The sequence below is a fragment of the Providencia sp. wls1914 genome (assembly GCF_009706645.1).
GTDB lineage: Bacteria > Pseudomonadota > Gammaproteobacteria > Enterobacterales > Enterobacteriaceae > Providencia > Providencia zhijiangensis.
The window spans coordinates 229170-245211 of the sequence record NZ_WLUN01000003.1; the positions used below are offsets into that span (position 1 = coordinate 229170).

The window sequence follows — 16042 nt, forward strand, 5'->3', positions numbered from 1 at the left end:
CACGTATCGCGTGCGGATCTAACATGCAAAAGTTTGATACCAAAACCTTTCAAGGTCTTATCCTGACATTACAGGATTACTGGGCGCGCCAAGGCTGTACCATTGTTCAACCACTGGACATGGAAGTCGGCGCAGGTACTTCACACCCAATGACGTGTTTGCGCGCTTTAGGTCCAGAACCTATCGCGGCAGCTTATGTTCAGCCATCTCGTCGACCAACTGATGGTCGCTATGGTGAAAACCCGAACCGTCTACAGCACTATTACCAATTTCAGGTGATCATTAAGCCTTCGCCTGACAATATCCAAGAGTTGTACTTAGGTTCATTAAAAGAACTCGGTATTGACCCAACTGTCCATGATATCCGCTTCGTGGAAGATAACTGGGAAAACCCAACACTGGGTGCTTGGGGTCTGGGCTGGGAAGTTTGGTTAAATGGTATGGAAGTGACTCAGTTCACTTACTTCCAGCAAGTGGGTGGTTTGGAGTGTAAGCCTGTTACCGGTGAAATCACTTATGGTCTTGAGCGTCTTGCTATGTATATTCAAGGCGTTGATAGCGTGTACGATCTGGTTTGGTGTGATGGCCCGCTGGGTAAAACCACGTATGGCGATATTTATCACCAAAACGAAGTTGAGCAATCCACGTATAACTTTGAACATGCCAATGTTGAGTTCTTATTCAAATGCTTCGAAGAGTATGAGAAAGAAGCTCAATATCTGCTTGCTTTAGAAACGCCTCTGCCACTTCCGGCTTATGAGCGTATTTTAAAAGCGGCTCATACCTTTAACTTACTGGATGCCCGTAAGGCAATTTCAGTCACAGAACGCCAGCGCTATATTTTACGCATCCGTACCCTGACGAAAGGGGTGGCAGAAGCTTATTATGCTTCTCGTGAAGCGCTGGGTTTCCCTATGTGTCATAAGAACTAAGAGGCTGTCATGACTCAACAGACTTTCCTAGTGGAAATCGGTACAGAAGAGTTACCGCCGAAGGCTCTTCGTTCTCTTGCAGAATCATTCGCAGCTAACTTTACTGCGGAATTAGAGGGTGCAGATATCGCTCATGGTGCAGTGAACTGGTTTGCTGCACCTCGTCGTTTAGCGCTGAAAGTGGAAAACTTATCCGCGGCTCAGCCAGATCGCGAAGTTGAAAAACGTGGCCCTGCAATTTCCCAAGCATTTGATGCTGAAGGTAAACCAACAAAAGCAGCTGAAGGTTGGGCGCGTGGCTGTGGGATCACCGTTGACCAAGCAGAACGCTTAACTACCGATAAAGGCGAATGGTTACTGTATCGCGCACAAATGAAAGGGCAGCCAGTCAGTGAATTATTGATTGATATGGTTAGCCGTTCACTGGCGAAATTACCTATTCCTAAATTAATGCGCTGGGCAGATAAAGAGACTCAGTTTGTACGTCCTGTACATACTGTGACATTACTGCTGGGTAGCGATGTTGTGAAGGGTGAAATTCTTGGTATTAAGAGCGATCGTATTATTCGCGGTCACCGTTTTATGGGTGAAGCTGAATTTACTATTGATAATGCGGAACAATACCCAGAAATTTTACGCACTCGCGGTAAAGTAATCGCAGATTACGCTGAGCGTAAAGCGACAATTATTGCCGATGCAGAAAAAGCTGCTCAGGCGTTGGGCGGTAAAGCAGACTTAACCGACAGCTTAGTTGAAGAAGTGGCTTCTTTGGTTGAATGGCCAGTAGTATTAACAGCAAAATTCGAAGAGAAATTCTTAGAAGTTCCTGCTGAAGCACTGGTATACACCATGAAAGGAGACCAAAAATATTTCCCTGTTTATGATAATGCAGGCAAGTTAATGCCGAACTTTATCTTCGTGGCGAATATTGAATCTTCAGATCCGCAGCAAATTATCTCCGGTAACGAAAAAGTCGTTCGCCCGCGTTTAGCGGATGCGGAATTCTTCTTCAAAACTGACCGTAAACAACGCTTAGAAGACAACTTACCACGTTTAGAAACTGTTCTGTTCCAGCAACAGTTAGGTACTCTGCGTGATAAAACTGATCGTTTAGAAGCATTAGCGGGTTGGATTGCTAGCAAGATTGGTGCGGATGTGAATCATGCAACCCGTGCAGGCTTACTGGCTAAATGTGACTTAATGACCAACATGGTCTTTGAATTCACAGACACTCAAGGTGTCATGGGCATGCACTATGCTCGCCATGACGGTGAGTCAGAAGATGTTGCTCTTGCGCTGAAAGAACAGTATCAACCGCGTTTCGCGGGTGATGAACTGCCATCTACCGATGTTTCTGCGGCATTAGCATTAGCAGAGAAAATGGATACCCTCGCAGGTATTTTTGGTATCGGTCAGCATCCGAAAGGGGATAAAGACCCATTCGCTCTGCGCCGTGCGGCATTAGGTGTGTTACGTATTATCGTCGAAAAAGGCTATCAGCTTGACCTTGTGGAAATGACCCAAGAGGCTGTGCGTCTGTATGGCGATAAACTAACTAACAAAAATGTCGTGGAAGATGTGGTTGAGTTCATGCTGGGTCGCTTCCGTTCTTGGTACCAAGAACTAGGCTACAGCATTGACACTATCCAAGCCGTATTAGCACGTCGCCCAACTCAGCCAGCTGACTTCGATGCGCGTGTTAAAGCAGTGACTCACTTCCGTTCTTTAGAAGAAGCACAAGCGCTGGCAGCTGCTAATAAACGTGTTTCTAACATTCTGAGTAAGTCAGAAGAGAAACTCGCTGATAGCGTGTTAGCGTCTGTACTGAAAACGCCAGAAGAAGTGAAGTTAGCGACTCACGTCGTGGTACTGCAAGACAAGCTTGAGCCAATGTTTGCTGAGCGTAACTATCAAGAAGCACTCGTTGAGTTAGCCTCTTTACGTGAAGTGGTTGATGAGTTCTTTGCGAACGTCATGGTGATGGATGAAGATCCTGCTGTGCGGAATAACCGTTTAACACTGTTAAGCCAGCTTCGCGAGCTATTCTTAAAAGTAGCAGATATTTCACTGCTTCAATAGGTTGATTTTTAGTCGGTTATTTTTGATTTAGAAAATAATTGTATAAATATGACCTTCCCAATGATTGGGATAAATAAGCGCTAAAATATTTTTAGCGCTTATTTTTTATCCAAAAATAGACGTAAAAATAAGAAACCATACCATTTTGATGGTTTTATCAGCATACGAACAGTTTTAGCGAAAAATAGGGTTGACGATCCCCATTCTTGGCAGTATTATTCACACCGTTTTCGGCGAGTAGCGCAGCTTGGTAGCGCAACTGGTTTGGGACCAGTGGGTCGGAGGTTCGAATCCTCTCTCGCCGACCAAATTCTAAAACCCACCTCATTGAGGTGGGTTTTTTCGTTTCTATCTCCCTCATTTTTCCAACTCCTTTTCGTGACGACGATTATGCTCATTTAATACATATTACGTATTAATAAGCTTTCCATTGCTTTTAAGCTAAGTTGCTCAGAACAAAACCAGTCTACCTATCAAAACCAGCCTACCTATCGAAACAAGTCCGCTAATCAAAACCAACCTTCATAATCTGATTGGTATTTTCCCCCGTGATTCCCTGAAAATGGTAAGAGGATATATAAATCCGCCAATAATTCTTTTTAGTATAAAAAACATGCAAAACAATCAGCTAACAAATAGTTTCATGTGAATTCTATTTAGCGTTTTATGTTGCAATTTTTTGTATTGCCCACTATTTCCGCTCAGTAATTCAGCACTTAATCACAAATATACAAATAATTAACGTCCTTATAAAAATCTATCCAGTAATGTTTCTGTGGTTATAATCGCTAGAAAATAAACATTTTCGTAACATATAAGGCTATATTTACACCGAAATTATTCGAAAAATGTTATTTAAGCGAAATTGTTACAGTGAATAATGCTATTGACGAAATGTATTCCAGTTGATTAATTGCACAGTGAATAACAAAAAATACAGATACGGCATCTGTCTTATCCAAGATGGATTTCAGTATTCGATAAAACAACATACACCACAGGAGCATTACCAATGACGCTCTCGATGAAAAAGACAGGTTTATTGGCGGTAGGCTTAACATTAGCTGCTTTAGCGGTATCTGCCTCAGTACAGGCTAAAACACTGGTTTATTGTTCTGAAGGTTCACCTGAAGGGTTTAACCCGCAGTTATTCACCTCTGGAACAACTTATGATGCAAGTTCAATTCCTCTGTATAACCGTTTGGTTGAATTTAAGCTGGGTACAACTGAAATTGAGCCGGGCTTAGCAGAAAGCTGGGAAGTCAGTGACGATGGTAAAGTGTACACATTCCACCTGCGTAAAGGCGTGAAGTGGCACTCCAATAAAGATTTCAAACCAAGCCGCGATTTAAATGCGGATGACGTGATCTACACGTTCATGCGCCAAAAAGATCCAAACCACCCATACCACAAAGTTTCTGGCGGCAGCTATGAATACTTTATGGGAATGGACATGGATAAAATCATCGACAAAGTTGAAAAAGTCGATGACAACACCGTCCGTATCACATTAACACGCCCAGAAGCGCCATTCTTAGCGGATATGGCAATGGACTTCGCATCAATCTTATCAGCGGAATATGCTGATCAAATGATGAAGGCAAAAACCCCAGAGAAAGTTGACCTAAACCCAATCGGAACAGGGCCTTTTGAACTGCAACAGTATCAGAAAGATTCTCGTATTCTGTACAAAGCGAACAAAGATTACTGGGGCACAGTACCGAAGATTGACCGTTTAGTCTTCTCTATCACCCCTGACGCGTCAGTACGTTATGCAAAACTGCAAAAAAATGAGTGCCAAGTGATGCCGTATCCTAACCCGGCAGACTTAGAGCGCATGAAAGCAGATAAAGACATTACCTTGTTGGAGCAGCCTGGTCTGAACGTAGGCTACCTGTCTTACAACGTTGAGAAGAAACCACTGGATAACCAAAAAGTTCGTCAAGCGCTGTCGATGGCAGTGAACAAAGACGCCATTATCCAAGCGGTTTATCAAGGTGCGGGTCAAAAAGCGAAAAACTTAATTCCACCAACTATGTGGGGTTACAACGACGCGATTAAAGATACCGAATATAACCCAGAAAAAGCCAAGAAATTGCTGGCGGAAGCGGGCTTCCCAGAAGGTTTTGAAATTGACCTGTGGGCAATGCCAGTTCAACGTCCATATAACCCGAATGCTCGTCGAATGGCAGAAATGATCCAAGCTGACTGGGCGAAAATCGGCGTTAAATCGAAAGTGGTTAGCTACGAGTGGGGCGAATACCTGAAACGAGCTAAGAGCGGCGAACCTCAAACTGTGATGATGGGTTGGACTGGGGACAATGGTGACCCTGATAACTTCTTCGCAACCTTATTCAGCTGCGCAGCGAAAAAACAGGGTTCTAACTACTCTAAATGGTGTAATCAAAGCTTTGAAGATGTGATCCAGCCTGCGCGTATGACTGCGGATCACAACAAACGTGTCGAACTGTACAAACAAGCTCAAGTGATAATGAACGAACAAGCGCCTGCGCTGATCGTCGCTCACTCCACCGTGTTTGAGCCAGTGCGTAAAGAAGTAAAAGGCTACGTGGTTGATCCGTTAGGTAAACACCACTTCGAAAACGTAGACATTGATAAGTAATTGTTTTTAATCTGTAAATGCCCTTCGTTGCCTCTTTGCAGCGGAGGGCGTTTTCTCCTCTGACGTTCAGAAGATGCAGATAAATTTAGTTATTTGTGAGCAGATGAAAACGTTGTTTTTCTGACCAGCCAAGCGGACTAAGAGCCGTCGACGGCATTATTAAAGAGACTCAGGATATGCTGCAATTTATCCTCCGACGATTCGGGCTCGTGATCCCCACCTTTATCGGTATCACGCTACTTACTTTTGCTTTCGTTCACATGATCCCAGGCGACCCTGTCATGATTATGGCGGGTGAACGCGGATTATCCCCAGAAAGACACGCTTATTTAATGGCTGAATTAGGACTCGACCAGCCACTTTGGAAACAATACCTCCATTATCTGAACGGCATAATGCATGGAGACTTAGGGATCTCCTTAAAAAGCCGAATCGGCGTTTGGGAAGAATTTTTACCTCGCTTTTTAGCCACCGTAGAACTAGCCACTTGCGCCATGATTTTTGCGGTTTCTGTTGGTATCCCTGTGGGGGTTTTAGCGGCAGTTAAGCGTGGTTCAATTTTCGATCACACGGCGATCGGTGTTTCATTAACGGGCTACTCTATGCCGATCTTCTGGTGGGGGATCATGTTGATCATGCTGGTCTCTGTTCAGTGGGATCTCACTCCCGTTGCGGGAAGGGTAAGCGACACCGTTTTCCTTGATGACTCGAATCCGCTCACGGGCTTTATGCTGATTGATACCCTAATTTGGGGGGAAGCGGGAGACTTCAAAGATGCAGTGGAGCATTTAATTTTGCCATCCATTGTGCTCGGAACTATTCCACTGGCTGTGATTGTGCGTATGACCCGCTCGGCGATGCTGGAAGTATTAGGGGAAGACTATATTCGTACGGCGAGAGCTAAAGGTGTTAGCCGTGCCCGCGTGATTTTAATTCACGCCCTGCGTAACGCATTACTGCCGGTTGTCACGGTAATTGGTCTGCAGGTCGGTGTGATGCTCGCCGGTGCCATTTTGACGGAAACCATTTTCTCATGGCCGGGGTTAGGTCGTTGGTTAATTGAAGGATTACAACGTCGAGATTATCCAGTAGTTCAAGGTGGCGTCTTACTTGTCGCAACGTTGATTATCTTCGTTAACTTAGTGGTTGATGTGCTGTATGGCATTGTTAACCCACGTATTCGTCATAAGAAATAAGGAGCGCAAACATGTCTCAAACAACTGAGTCAAAAGCTGTCAGCGCCCCGAAGCCGATGACACCATTACAAGAATTTTGGCATTATTTTAAGCGCAACAAAGGCGCGGTCGTGGGGATGTTCTACATCATTTTGATGGTGTTAATTGCAATCCTTGCGGGGGTATTAGCGCCTCATGCGCCTGATGAGCAATTCCGTCAGGCATTGTTGACTCCTCCAGTTTGGGAAGAGGGCGGATCATGGGAATTTATTCTTGGCACGGATGATGTAGGTCGCGATTTATTATCTCGCCTAATGTACGGAGCAAGGCTCTCGTTATTAGTGGGCTGCCTCGTGGTGGTATTATCCCTGATTATGGGGGTAACGATTGGGGTAATTGCGGGTTATTTTGGCGGCGTAGTGGATGCGATCATTATGCGTTTGGTCGACATTATGTTGGCTCTGCCAAGCTTGCTGTTAGCGTTAGTCTTGGTGGCCATTTTCGGTCCCTCGATTGTCAATGCCTCGATAGCGTTAACTTTTGTGGCATTACCTCACTATATTCGTTTGACGCGAGCCGCGGTGCTGGTGGAAGTGAATCGTGACTATGTGACTGCTTCGAGAGTGGCGGGAGCTGGGGCATTGCGTCAAATGTTCGTTAATATTTTACCTAACTGTCTGGCACCACTGATTGTACAGGCCTCTTTAGGCTTCTCGAATGCCATCTTAGATATGGCTGCACTGGGTTTTCTGGGAATGGGGGCGCAGCCACCAACTCCAGAATGGGGAACTATGTTGTCTGATGTGTTGCAGTTCGCACAAAGCGCATGGTGGGTTGTCACGTTCCCTGGATTAGCAATTTTATTAACGGTATTAGCGTTTAACCTGATGGGTGATGGTTTACGTGACGCCTTTGATCCAAAACTCAAGCAGTGATGAGGTAATCTAATGGCATTGTTAAATGTAGAAGAACTCTCCGTTCACTTTGGTGACGAAGGGACCCCGTTTCGCGCCGTTGACCGCATCAGCTACCAAGTTGAGAAAGGGCAAGTGGTGGGGATCGTAGGCGAATCAGGTTCCGGTAAATCAGTTAGTTCACTGGCGATTATGGGGTTAATTGATTACCCCGGTAAAGTGATGGCGAAATCGTTGCAGTTTGATGGACGTGATTTATTGTCCATCCCTGAAAAAGAGCGTCGTCAAATTGTCGGCGCAGATGTTGCCATGATTTTCCAAGACCCGATGACCAGTTTGAACCCGTGCTTTACAGTCGGTTATCAAATTATGGAAGCGTTAAAAGTTCACCAAGGGGGCAATCGAAGCACCCGTAAACAGCGGGCAATTGATCTGCTAAACATGGTGGGAATTCCTGATCCGCAGTCGCGCCTTGACGTCTATCCACACCAGTTATCTGGCGGGATGAGTCAGCGAATTATGATTGCGATGGCGATTGCGTGTCGTCCAAAACTGTTGATTGCCGATGAGCCAACAACCGCGCTCGATGTGACTATTCAGGCGCAAATCATCGAATTATTGCTTGAGTTACAACAACAAGAAAATATGGCGCTAGTACTGATTACCCATGACTTAGCGTTAGTGTCGGAAGCCGCGCACCATATTATCGTGATGTATGCTGGGCAAGTGGTCGAGTCTGCGAAAGCGAAGGATATTTTTAAACATCCAAGACACCCATATACCCAAGCATTGCTGCGCGCACTGCCTGAGTTTGCTAGCAACAAATCGCGTTTAGCTTCCTTGCCGGGTGTTGTACCTGGTAAATATGACCGCCCTGAAGGGTGCTTGCTCAACCCGCGTTGCCCGTATGCAACGGATCGTTGTCGCCAAGAAGAGCCTGCGTTACAAACCATTGGTGACCGTCAGGTGAAATGTCACATGCCACTGGATGATATGGGGAGACCAACGCTATGAGTGAGCAACAAGCCAAAGGAATGCCGCTCTTAAAAGCGGTGGATTTAAAAAAATATTATTCTGTGAAAGGCGGCGTTTTCTCGAAGGAGAAAACACTCAAAGCGCTTGATGGTGTCTCTTTTGAATTAGAAAAAGGGAAAACACTGGCAGTGGTTGGGGAGTCAGGTTGTGGGAAATCCACACTTGGGCGCCTGTTAACGATGATTGAGCAGCCATCTGCCGGTGAGCTGTATTATCGTGACCAAAACTTGCTAATTGCTGATAAAGCAGCAGAGAAACTTCGTCGTCAAAAAATCCAAATTGTCTTTCAAAATCCGTATGGTTCGTTGAACCCACGTAAAAAAGTCGGGCAAATTTTGGAAGAGCCTTTATTGATTAACACCTCTCTGTCGAAAGAGCAGCGCAAAGAAAAAGTGTTATCAATGATGGCAAAAGTGGGTTTGAAAACCGAGCACTATAGTCGTTATCCACACATGTTTTCCGGTGGGCAACGCCAACGTATCGCTATCGCTCGTGGGTTGATGTTAGACCCTGATGTGGTGGTGGCGGATGAGCCAGTATCGGCGTTGGATGTGTCCGTGCGTGCTCAAGTATTGAACCTGATGATGGATTTACAGCAAGAGTTGGGGCTTTCCTATGTGTTCATTTCCCACGATTTATCGGTAGTAGAGCATATCGCGGATGAAGTGATGGTGATGTATTTGGGGCGTTGTGTGGAAAAGGGGACTAAAGAGCAGATTTTTAACAATCCTCAGCACCCATACACTCAAGCGCTACTTTCTGCGACGCCACGCTTGAACCCTGACCAACGCCGTGAACGCATTAAATTAACGGGAGAATTACCGAGCCCAATGAATCCACCTCCAGGGTGTGCGTTTGCAGCACGTTGTCGACGCGCTTTTGGTCCATGTACGCAATCTCAGCCTGCATTGAAAAACTACCGTGAGCAGTTAGTCGCTTGTTTTGCCGTTGATGAAGACGAAAAGCAGGCAATAGTCGCAAATTAATCACGTTAGACGGCAGAAAAGCAGACTTTCTGCCGTTTCTTCATGCTGTATTTACTCACTTTAGCGGTTAATTTGGAGCTTATCCTAAATAAGTGATCTTTCTTTTTTAAAGCTGCACCTTTATACGGAAAATCAAGTATACTGTTTGTCCGATTTTTTCTTTAAAAAGCAGCTTGATTAGGAAGGTTGTGGGAAATGAACACTCGTGTCCAACGTTCACTCACGTTTAAGAGCATGGTCGTATTCTTTGTGATTACGTTGCTTTTTCTTGCACTTTTTTTGTCCATTCAATTTACTTACCTCTTAGAACAGCGCAAACAAGATTATTTAAATCAACTGAGCAATGCCGTAGTTCAAGTCCAGAAACCATTGACGGATTCACTACTTAGCTCCGATTTAAACGAAGCCAAAAGGTTACTTGTGAGCCTGAAAACCTCGGGGATTATGGGAAAAGCCATTGTGACGGTGGATAATGCGACGGTAATGAATTTAAGCTTTGCCACGCCGAAACCGATCCCTGAATGGTCTTTACCGCTGATTGGTATTCCGGTGGAGATGACTGTCCCATTGTATGCCTATGGCACGATGGCGCCACAAGCGAAACCTCAAGGTTATTTGACGTTACAAGTGGATTCTAACCGGGTTTATCGTTTTGCACTCAACACATTTGCGTTGTTAACGACAACGTATTTGCTGCTAGCGCTGATTATCTCTATTGCAATGACGTGGTGTGTGAGCCGCATGATTGTACGCCCACTGCGTAAAATGGCGGGGGAGTTGCAAGCAAATCAACACGTCGACCATTTGGAAGTTTCTCAATATCATCAAGATGATGAGATAGGGTTATTGGCGAAAGGTTATAATCGTCAAATAAAACAACAAAATTCAGATTAAGCCATGAACATGTTATAAGGTTTGTGGTCTAATATCATTACACATACCTATCATATTGTTAGCAGCAAGATTCGGGCGACTTACTCACTATCTGTCGTATCCAAAATGCGAAATATCAGCAGATAAATGGTGATGTTTAACATGCATTTTAGTGATCAACTTAGCGACTTAGCGTATTGAGCGCCGCCCAATTATCTCAATAACATGCAACGATGTTTTTTTCGGGTATAGTGATAATCAAATTTTTGATGAAGCCAAACTATATCGCTTAACCGAGTCAATTAGCGTTTTTCGTTAATTTTTCTGTTGCTGTTTACGGTTAAATACAAGGATATAAAGAACATAGGGGTCTACATGCAGGGTTTGAAAGTGCGATATATCATCGGCGTGGTACTTTTATCAGTCACTGGTTTTGCTAGTGCTGAACCTTTACAACCCGATCCAGCATGGCAGCAAGGAAAGCTCGAGAATGGCTTTAATTGGCAGTTATTACAAACACCACAGCGTCCAAATGATCGAATCCAACTTCGGTTAGCCATTAAAACAGGTTCGTTATCTGAAAAAGCCAGTGAAAAAGGGTACAGTTATCTGATCCCTAGAATGGCGCTATTCCATCAATCTGAAGCTTTCCCTGCAGCTACATTACAAAATTTTTGGCGTCAGGCAACCGACCCTGATATGCCGCTACCTCCAGCCGTGGTTTCTTACGACTACACAATTTATAGTTTAAGCCTGCCTAACAACCGCCCTGATTTGGTGAAACAAGCATTAAGTTGGTTGGCAACGTCTGTCGCTGGGGCGCAGTATACTGAGAATTCATTGCAGAGTGGCTTAACAGTTCCTAATATTCCAGTGGCTACCTTGCCTGTAAATGCCAATGACCCTGTTTGGCGTGCCCGTCTCAATGGGTCGGCGATGCTAGGTTATGATCCAGGGCAGAAGCCAAACGGTAAAGTCGATTTAGCCAGTGTGAATTCGTTCTATCAAAAATGGTACACACCCGATGTTATGACGTTATACGTCGCGGGACATGTGGATTCTCGCATGCTATCTGACAGTATCACTCAAGCGTTTTCATCATTAGAAGGCAAGCGCTCTGAGCCTGTTTCGGTTGCCGTTTTATCGTCAGTTAAGCCTCAGGCAATTGATATTCTTCAAGATAAATCAACGCAAGATACGCTTTCTCTAATTTGGGATATCGATTGGTTACCCATTAAGGATTCCAACGTATTGCTGCGTTATTGGGGAAGCGACCTCGCTCGTGAAGCCATTTACCGCTCATTGCAGAAAACCTTTAAACAAAAGTTTGCTGAAGATGGTGTGACCCCTGGCTTAGATTGTCGTGTTCAGTATCAAAAAGCGAGTTGCACGTTAGCCATTTCTGCACCACCAGAAAAAATGGCCGCAGTAGCAGATGTGGCGCTGAACGAACTGGCGACAATCAAACAAAATGGTATTGACCCAGAGCTGTTCAACGACATGATGAAAGAGAAGCAAGTTCAATTATCACAACTGTTTGCGGCATATGCACGTACCAGTACCGATGTGTTAATTAGCCAGCGTTTGATTTCACAACAAAATGGCGTTGTGGATATCGCTCCTGAGCAGTATCAATTACTCAGACAAGCGTTCTTAGGGACTCAAAATCTTGAACAAGTGAACATGGAAGCACGTCGTTTACTGTCTCAAGAAGCAGCGATTGTCTTAGCGCAACCGAAAGAAAAACAGACCATGGATGCGGAGCAAATTCGTCAGAAATTCACGCAAGTGTTATGGCCTAAATTACCTGTGGTTGTGGAGCCGGCACCTGAATCTCCAGCAGTCGCAGAGCCTCAAGAGGGCGAGCCTGCACCAGCGTTACCGATTCCAGCACCATTGACTCGTTAGTGGTTAACTGAATAAAAATAGCCCTCAATAATGAGGGCTATTTTTTTGTGTTGATGGCGCTTTATTTAGACGTCAACAATGCTTCAATCGCGTTAATCAGTACGTTCCGTGAATCTCGATTATCCACAAAACCCGCAGCACTGGTTTGAGTTGCCGGTGAGTAGTACGCAACGGAACCCCAAAAGCCTAAATGGGAATAGAGTGTCATGCCGTTGACCTCGCTGACCATGATCCCTTGCCGATAGCCTTGCGCCCCTTCATGGGAACCTGCACTTAACATGGTGTCTAACGTTTCCGACTTGGCAAAAATCTTACCGCTAAATAGCGCTTCAAAGAACTGTGCCATTTGTTTCGAGGACATCACTAAGCCACCACCGCCATACACATCCATTGAAGGATCCATGTCGGAGCAATCGAGTTTTCCGAGGTACTGTTCTGCACGAGGTTCCGTTGTGGCAGGGAATTCAAACGTTTCCCAGTAAGCGCTCTGCAAGCCAATTTCATTAAATTTCAAAAGTTCTCGGACAGCTTCTCCCAATGCTTGCCCCGTCATTCGTTCAATAATATTTCCAAGCAGAATATAGCCCGTATCAGAATAGATAAAAGCTTCGGAAGGACGGAAAAAGGAGTGATCTTGCTGAATATATAGCTCAATTTGCTCTAAACGTGTCCATTGATAATCAGGGCGCTTTAAGACGTCTTTGAGGTATTCTTCGTTGGCATGATCCAATAGCCCGCTACTGTGGCTGAGTAGGTGGCGGATGGTAATCGCCTCTGTGTCATATTTTGGTGAGAGTAATTGATTGTATTTTGGTGAAATATAATGAGAAATACCGTCATCCACAAACAGTTTTCCCATTTCAGCCAAGCGTAAAATCGCTGCGGCGGTAAAGGGTTTGGTGTTACTCGCAATGCGCAAAGGCGTATCGACAGTTAATGGTTTCCTCGCAAGATCGCTACCTCGCGCGCAGAATGTTCCAATGCAGTTTTGTGGCTGATTATGGTAATAAACGACGACACCACAAGATAGATTTTCCAATTGAGAGATTAGCATTGTCGGCTTCCTTAGGTGCAGGCTTACTGTATCTTCGGCTGTTTGTCGCTATAACATACACGCTTAAAATGCGTTTAGTTTGCTAATTTTATGATAGTAATGAGAAATGCGGCTGTTATCACATTCCGAAAAACAGTTAGGTTCATTGGATTAATATTGAGATAGAATGTTAAAGATACATATTATATGCAATTTATTAACATGCCATTCATCTATCGCGTGAGCATAAAAAGGTAAGGAAAGTATGAGCCATTCCAATGTATTACTGCATCGCCTCAACCTACGTTATCCTATTATTCAAGCACCTATGGCGGTGGTTTCAACACCTGCGTTGGTAGCCGCCGTTTGTGAAGCGGGCGGATTGGGCTCCTTAGCACTGGGTGCGAGCTCGGTAGATCAAGCAAGGTCAATGATTGCCGCCACTCAAGCACTGACGGACAAACCGTTTAATGTGAATGTGTTTTGCCATACGACACCACAACGCAATAACCAGAATGAACAGGCTTGGTTGGCACATTTACAGCCTAAATTTCAGCAATTTAACCATCAAGCTCCGGAGCAATTGGATGAAATTTATCTCTCATTTTTAGATAACCCAGCCATGTTGGAGCTGTTCTTAGAAATGAAACCCGCAGTCGTGAGTTTCCACTTCAATGTGCCGTCTCGTGAAGTTATCAATGCCTTGAAAAAAGAAGGTATTTTTACGATGGCGACGGCGACAAACTTACATGAAGCTCAGTTAATTGAACAAGCGGGTATTGATGCAATTGTGGCGCAAGGAATAGAAGCGGGTGGTCACCGTGGCATGTTTGATGTGCAATTAAAAGATGAAGAACTGACGACAAATCAGCTGGTTGCGCTACTTGCTAAACACACCCAATTACCGATTATTGCGACAGGGGGGATCATGGACGGTGCGGATATCAAGCAAGCCCTTGCTCATGGTGCCTCTGCCGCACAATTAGGAACCGCCTTTCTGTTATGCCCAGAATCTGCGGCAAATGAAGGATATCGTCGTAAGCTGAAAAGCCAAACGATGGACAATACTTATTTAACTGCCGCTATCTCAGGGCGGCCTGCTCGAGGTATTTTCAATCAATTTATGCAGGCAGGGCAGGAATATGATGTGAATAAATTGCCAGATTACCCGATTGCTTACGATGTGGGTAAGCAGCTGAATGCCGCGGCTACTCACTCAGGCAGTGATGAATTTGCAGCTCATTGGGCGGGACAAAATGTGGCAAAAGTCCGTGAAATGAGTGCAAAAGATTTGATGGCGACGTTAGTGAAAGAGATGGAATAAGCAAATAAATGGAATAAATGAGATAGGGGAATGATAAATCCGTCATTCCCCTATGATTGAGATTAAGAAGTGAGAACGTCTTGTGCGCCACCTTTCGGCTCATCCGTGGCAATCCACGCGGCGCAAAAGAGTGTGAGTCGGGCAAAGAAATAGAAAAATGCCATTAACCCCAATACTGAACCGAAAGCTGCCCCCGATGGTGAAGAGGCTAAGGTTGGTAAAATCCATGTCATGACAGATTTGATGATTTCAAACCCAATAGCAGCGAGTAAGGTGCCTTTCAGTAGTGAGCGGCGACGGTGCTGCATACGTGGTAAAATCCAGAAAATCCACAAAAATAATAAGAAGTTAGCGGTAATGGAAATCGCTAAACCAATCAATGTCCAAACTGGTCTTAGCCACTCGATGCTGTCTAAGCCAAGTGTACTGACAATGGTCGCTTGCGCAGAGCCTGCTACGGAGGTCAGTGTAATGGTGACAATCAACGCAATTAGTAAGCCAATTAGTGCGAAAAAGTCCCGAATATAGCGGAAAATGATATTTTCTTGCTCCGATTCATTCCGTTCCCAAATGGTGCGAGATTGCGCCAAAATCGCTAAGCGCAAGTTATTCACCCAGTTAACGCCAGAATAGACCGCTAACGCTAAACCCGTTAACCCCACAGTAGTACGTTGGCGGATGGCGGTATCAATGGTCTGTTCAAGGGTATTGGCAAGTGTGGGATCAGTAATGTTGGCAGAAATGCCACGAATGAGCTTTTCAAGTAATTCAGGATTGCTGGCTAACACGAAACCTGCCGCCGCGAAGCTAAACATCAGTACGGGGATTAGAGATAAAAACGAGAAATAGGTAATTGCGGCACCAAACTGGTTACCCATTCTATCGGTAAAACGTTGAGCCGTGCGGATTAAATGCGCAATAAATGGAATTGCACAAACAAAATCAACCACCCTCATTGAGAACGTTAGGGCTTTTTTACTGCCATCTAGGCTTTTGTTTAGAGTGGATTTTAATTTGTTGGTCTCTTTTTGTTGCTCATCTTGCATGCCTGACATGCGTTCCCCTTTTCACTGCTTAATCAAAATATGCTTATAATTCACCATTCTATATTCTTTTATACTATAGCCTAAGTTTGTTGATAATTTCACCCTATGCCTTTA

10 protein-coding genes, 1 tRNA gene and 2 pseudogenes are annotated in these 16042 nt (G+C 44.7%); 11 read left to right on the forward strand and 2 right to left on the reverse strand.

Annotation, left to right across the window (positions count from 1 at the left end; all coding sequences use genetic code 11):
* The first annotated feature begins 23 nt into the window (after window positions 1-23).
* The 10 genes and pseudogenes from glyQ to GKR74_RS01955 all read left to right on the forward strand — a co-directional run bounded on the left by glyQ (window position 24) and on the right by GKR74_RS01955 (window position 12525).
* On the forward strand, window positions 24-932 hold the full coding sequence (gene glyQ, locus GKR74_RS01910) for a glycine--tRNA ligase subunit alpha (RefSeq protein WP_006659589.1): 909 nt from the start codon (window positions 24-26) through the stop codon (window positions 930-932).
* Between the two features lie 9 nt (window positions 933-941).
* Entirely contained in the window at window positions 942-3011 is a 2070-nt protein-coding gene (gene glyS, locus GKR74_RS01915) for a glycine--tRNA ligase subunit beta (RefSeq protein ID WP_154602293.1), read from the forward strand.
* A gap of 231 nt (window positions 3012-3242) precedes the next feature.
* Window positions 3243-3319, forward strand: a tRNA-Pro gene (locus GKR74_RS01920).
* Window positions 3320-4023: 704 nt separating this feature from the next.
* Window positions 4024-5634, forward strand: coding sequence for a dipeptide ABC transporter periplasmic-binding protein DppA (gene dppA, locus GKR74_RS01925; protein ID WP_154602294.1), 1611 nt, complete (start codon window positions 4024-4026; stop codon window positions 5632-5634).
* A 176-nt stretch (window positions 5635-5810) separates the two neighbouring features.
* Window positions 5811-6830, forward strand: a complete 1020-nt coding sequence (dppB, locus tag GKR74_RS01930; RefSeq protein ID WP_036948611.1) for a dipeptide ABC transporter permease DppB — start codon at window positions 5811-5813, stop codon at window positions 6828-6830.
* A gap of 11 nt (window positions 6831-6841) precedes the next feature.
* Window positions 6842-7741, forward strand: a pseudogene (gene dppC, locus GKR74_RS01935) (dipeptide ABC transporter permease DppC); the annotation flags it as partial.
* A gap of 15 nt (window positions 7742-7756) precedes the next feature.
* Window positions 7757-8770 (forward strand): annotated as a pseudogene (gene dppD, locus GKR74_RS01940) (dipeptide ABC transporter ATP-binding protein).
* Entirely contained in the window at window positions 8734-9744 is a 1011-nt protein-coding gene (dppF, locus tag GKR74_RS01945; RefSeq protein WP_154602296.1) for a dipeptide ABC transporter ATP-binding subunit DppF, read from the forward strand. Before dppD ends, dppF begins: the two are co-directional and overlap by 37 nt.
* A 195-nt stretch (window positions 9745-9939) precedes the next feature.
* Complete coding sequence (locus tag GKR74_RS01950; protein ID WP_154602297.1) at window positions 9940-10638, forward strand: HAMP domain-containing protein; 699 nt, start codon at window positions 9940-9942, stop codon at window positions 10636-10638.
* Between the two features lie 354 nt (window positions 10639-10992).
* Complete coding sequence (locus tag GKR74_RS01955) at window positions 10993-12525, forward strand: M16 family metallopeptidase (RefSeq protein ID WP_154602298.1); 1533 nt, start codon at window positions 10993-10995, stop codon at window positions 12523-12525.
* Between the two features lie 61 nt (window positions 12526-12586).
* Here GKR74_RS01955 and GKR74_RS01960 read toward each other — a convergent pair whose 3' ends face one another.
* Window positions 12587-13579, reverse strand: coding sequence for a serine hydrolase domain-containing protein (locus GKR74_RS01960; RefSeq protein ID WP_154602299.1), 993 nt, complete (start codon window positions 13577-13579; stop codon window positions 12587-12589).
* Window positions 13580-13823: 244 nt separating this feature from the next.
* Here GKR74_RS01960 and GKR74_RS01965 point away from each other — a divergent pair, with 244 nt between their 5' ends.
* A complete protein-coding gene (locus tag GKR74_RS01965; protein ID WP_154602300.1) occupies window positions 13824-14882 on the forward strand; it encodes an NAD(P)H-dependent flavin oxidoreductase in 1059 nt (352 codons plus the stop codon).
* 62 nt (window positions 14883-14944) lie between these two features.
* Here GKR74_RS01965 and yhjD read toward each other — a convergent pair whose 3' ends face one another.
* Window positions 14945-15937, reverse strand: coding sequence for an inner membrane protein YhjD (gene yhjD, locus GKR74_RS01970; protein WP_154602301.1), 993 nt, complete (start codon window positions 15935-15937; stop codon window positions 14945-14947).
* Window positions 15938-16042: the final 105 nt, after the last annotated feature.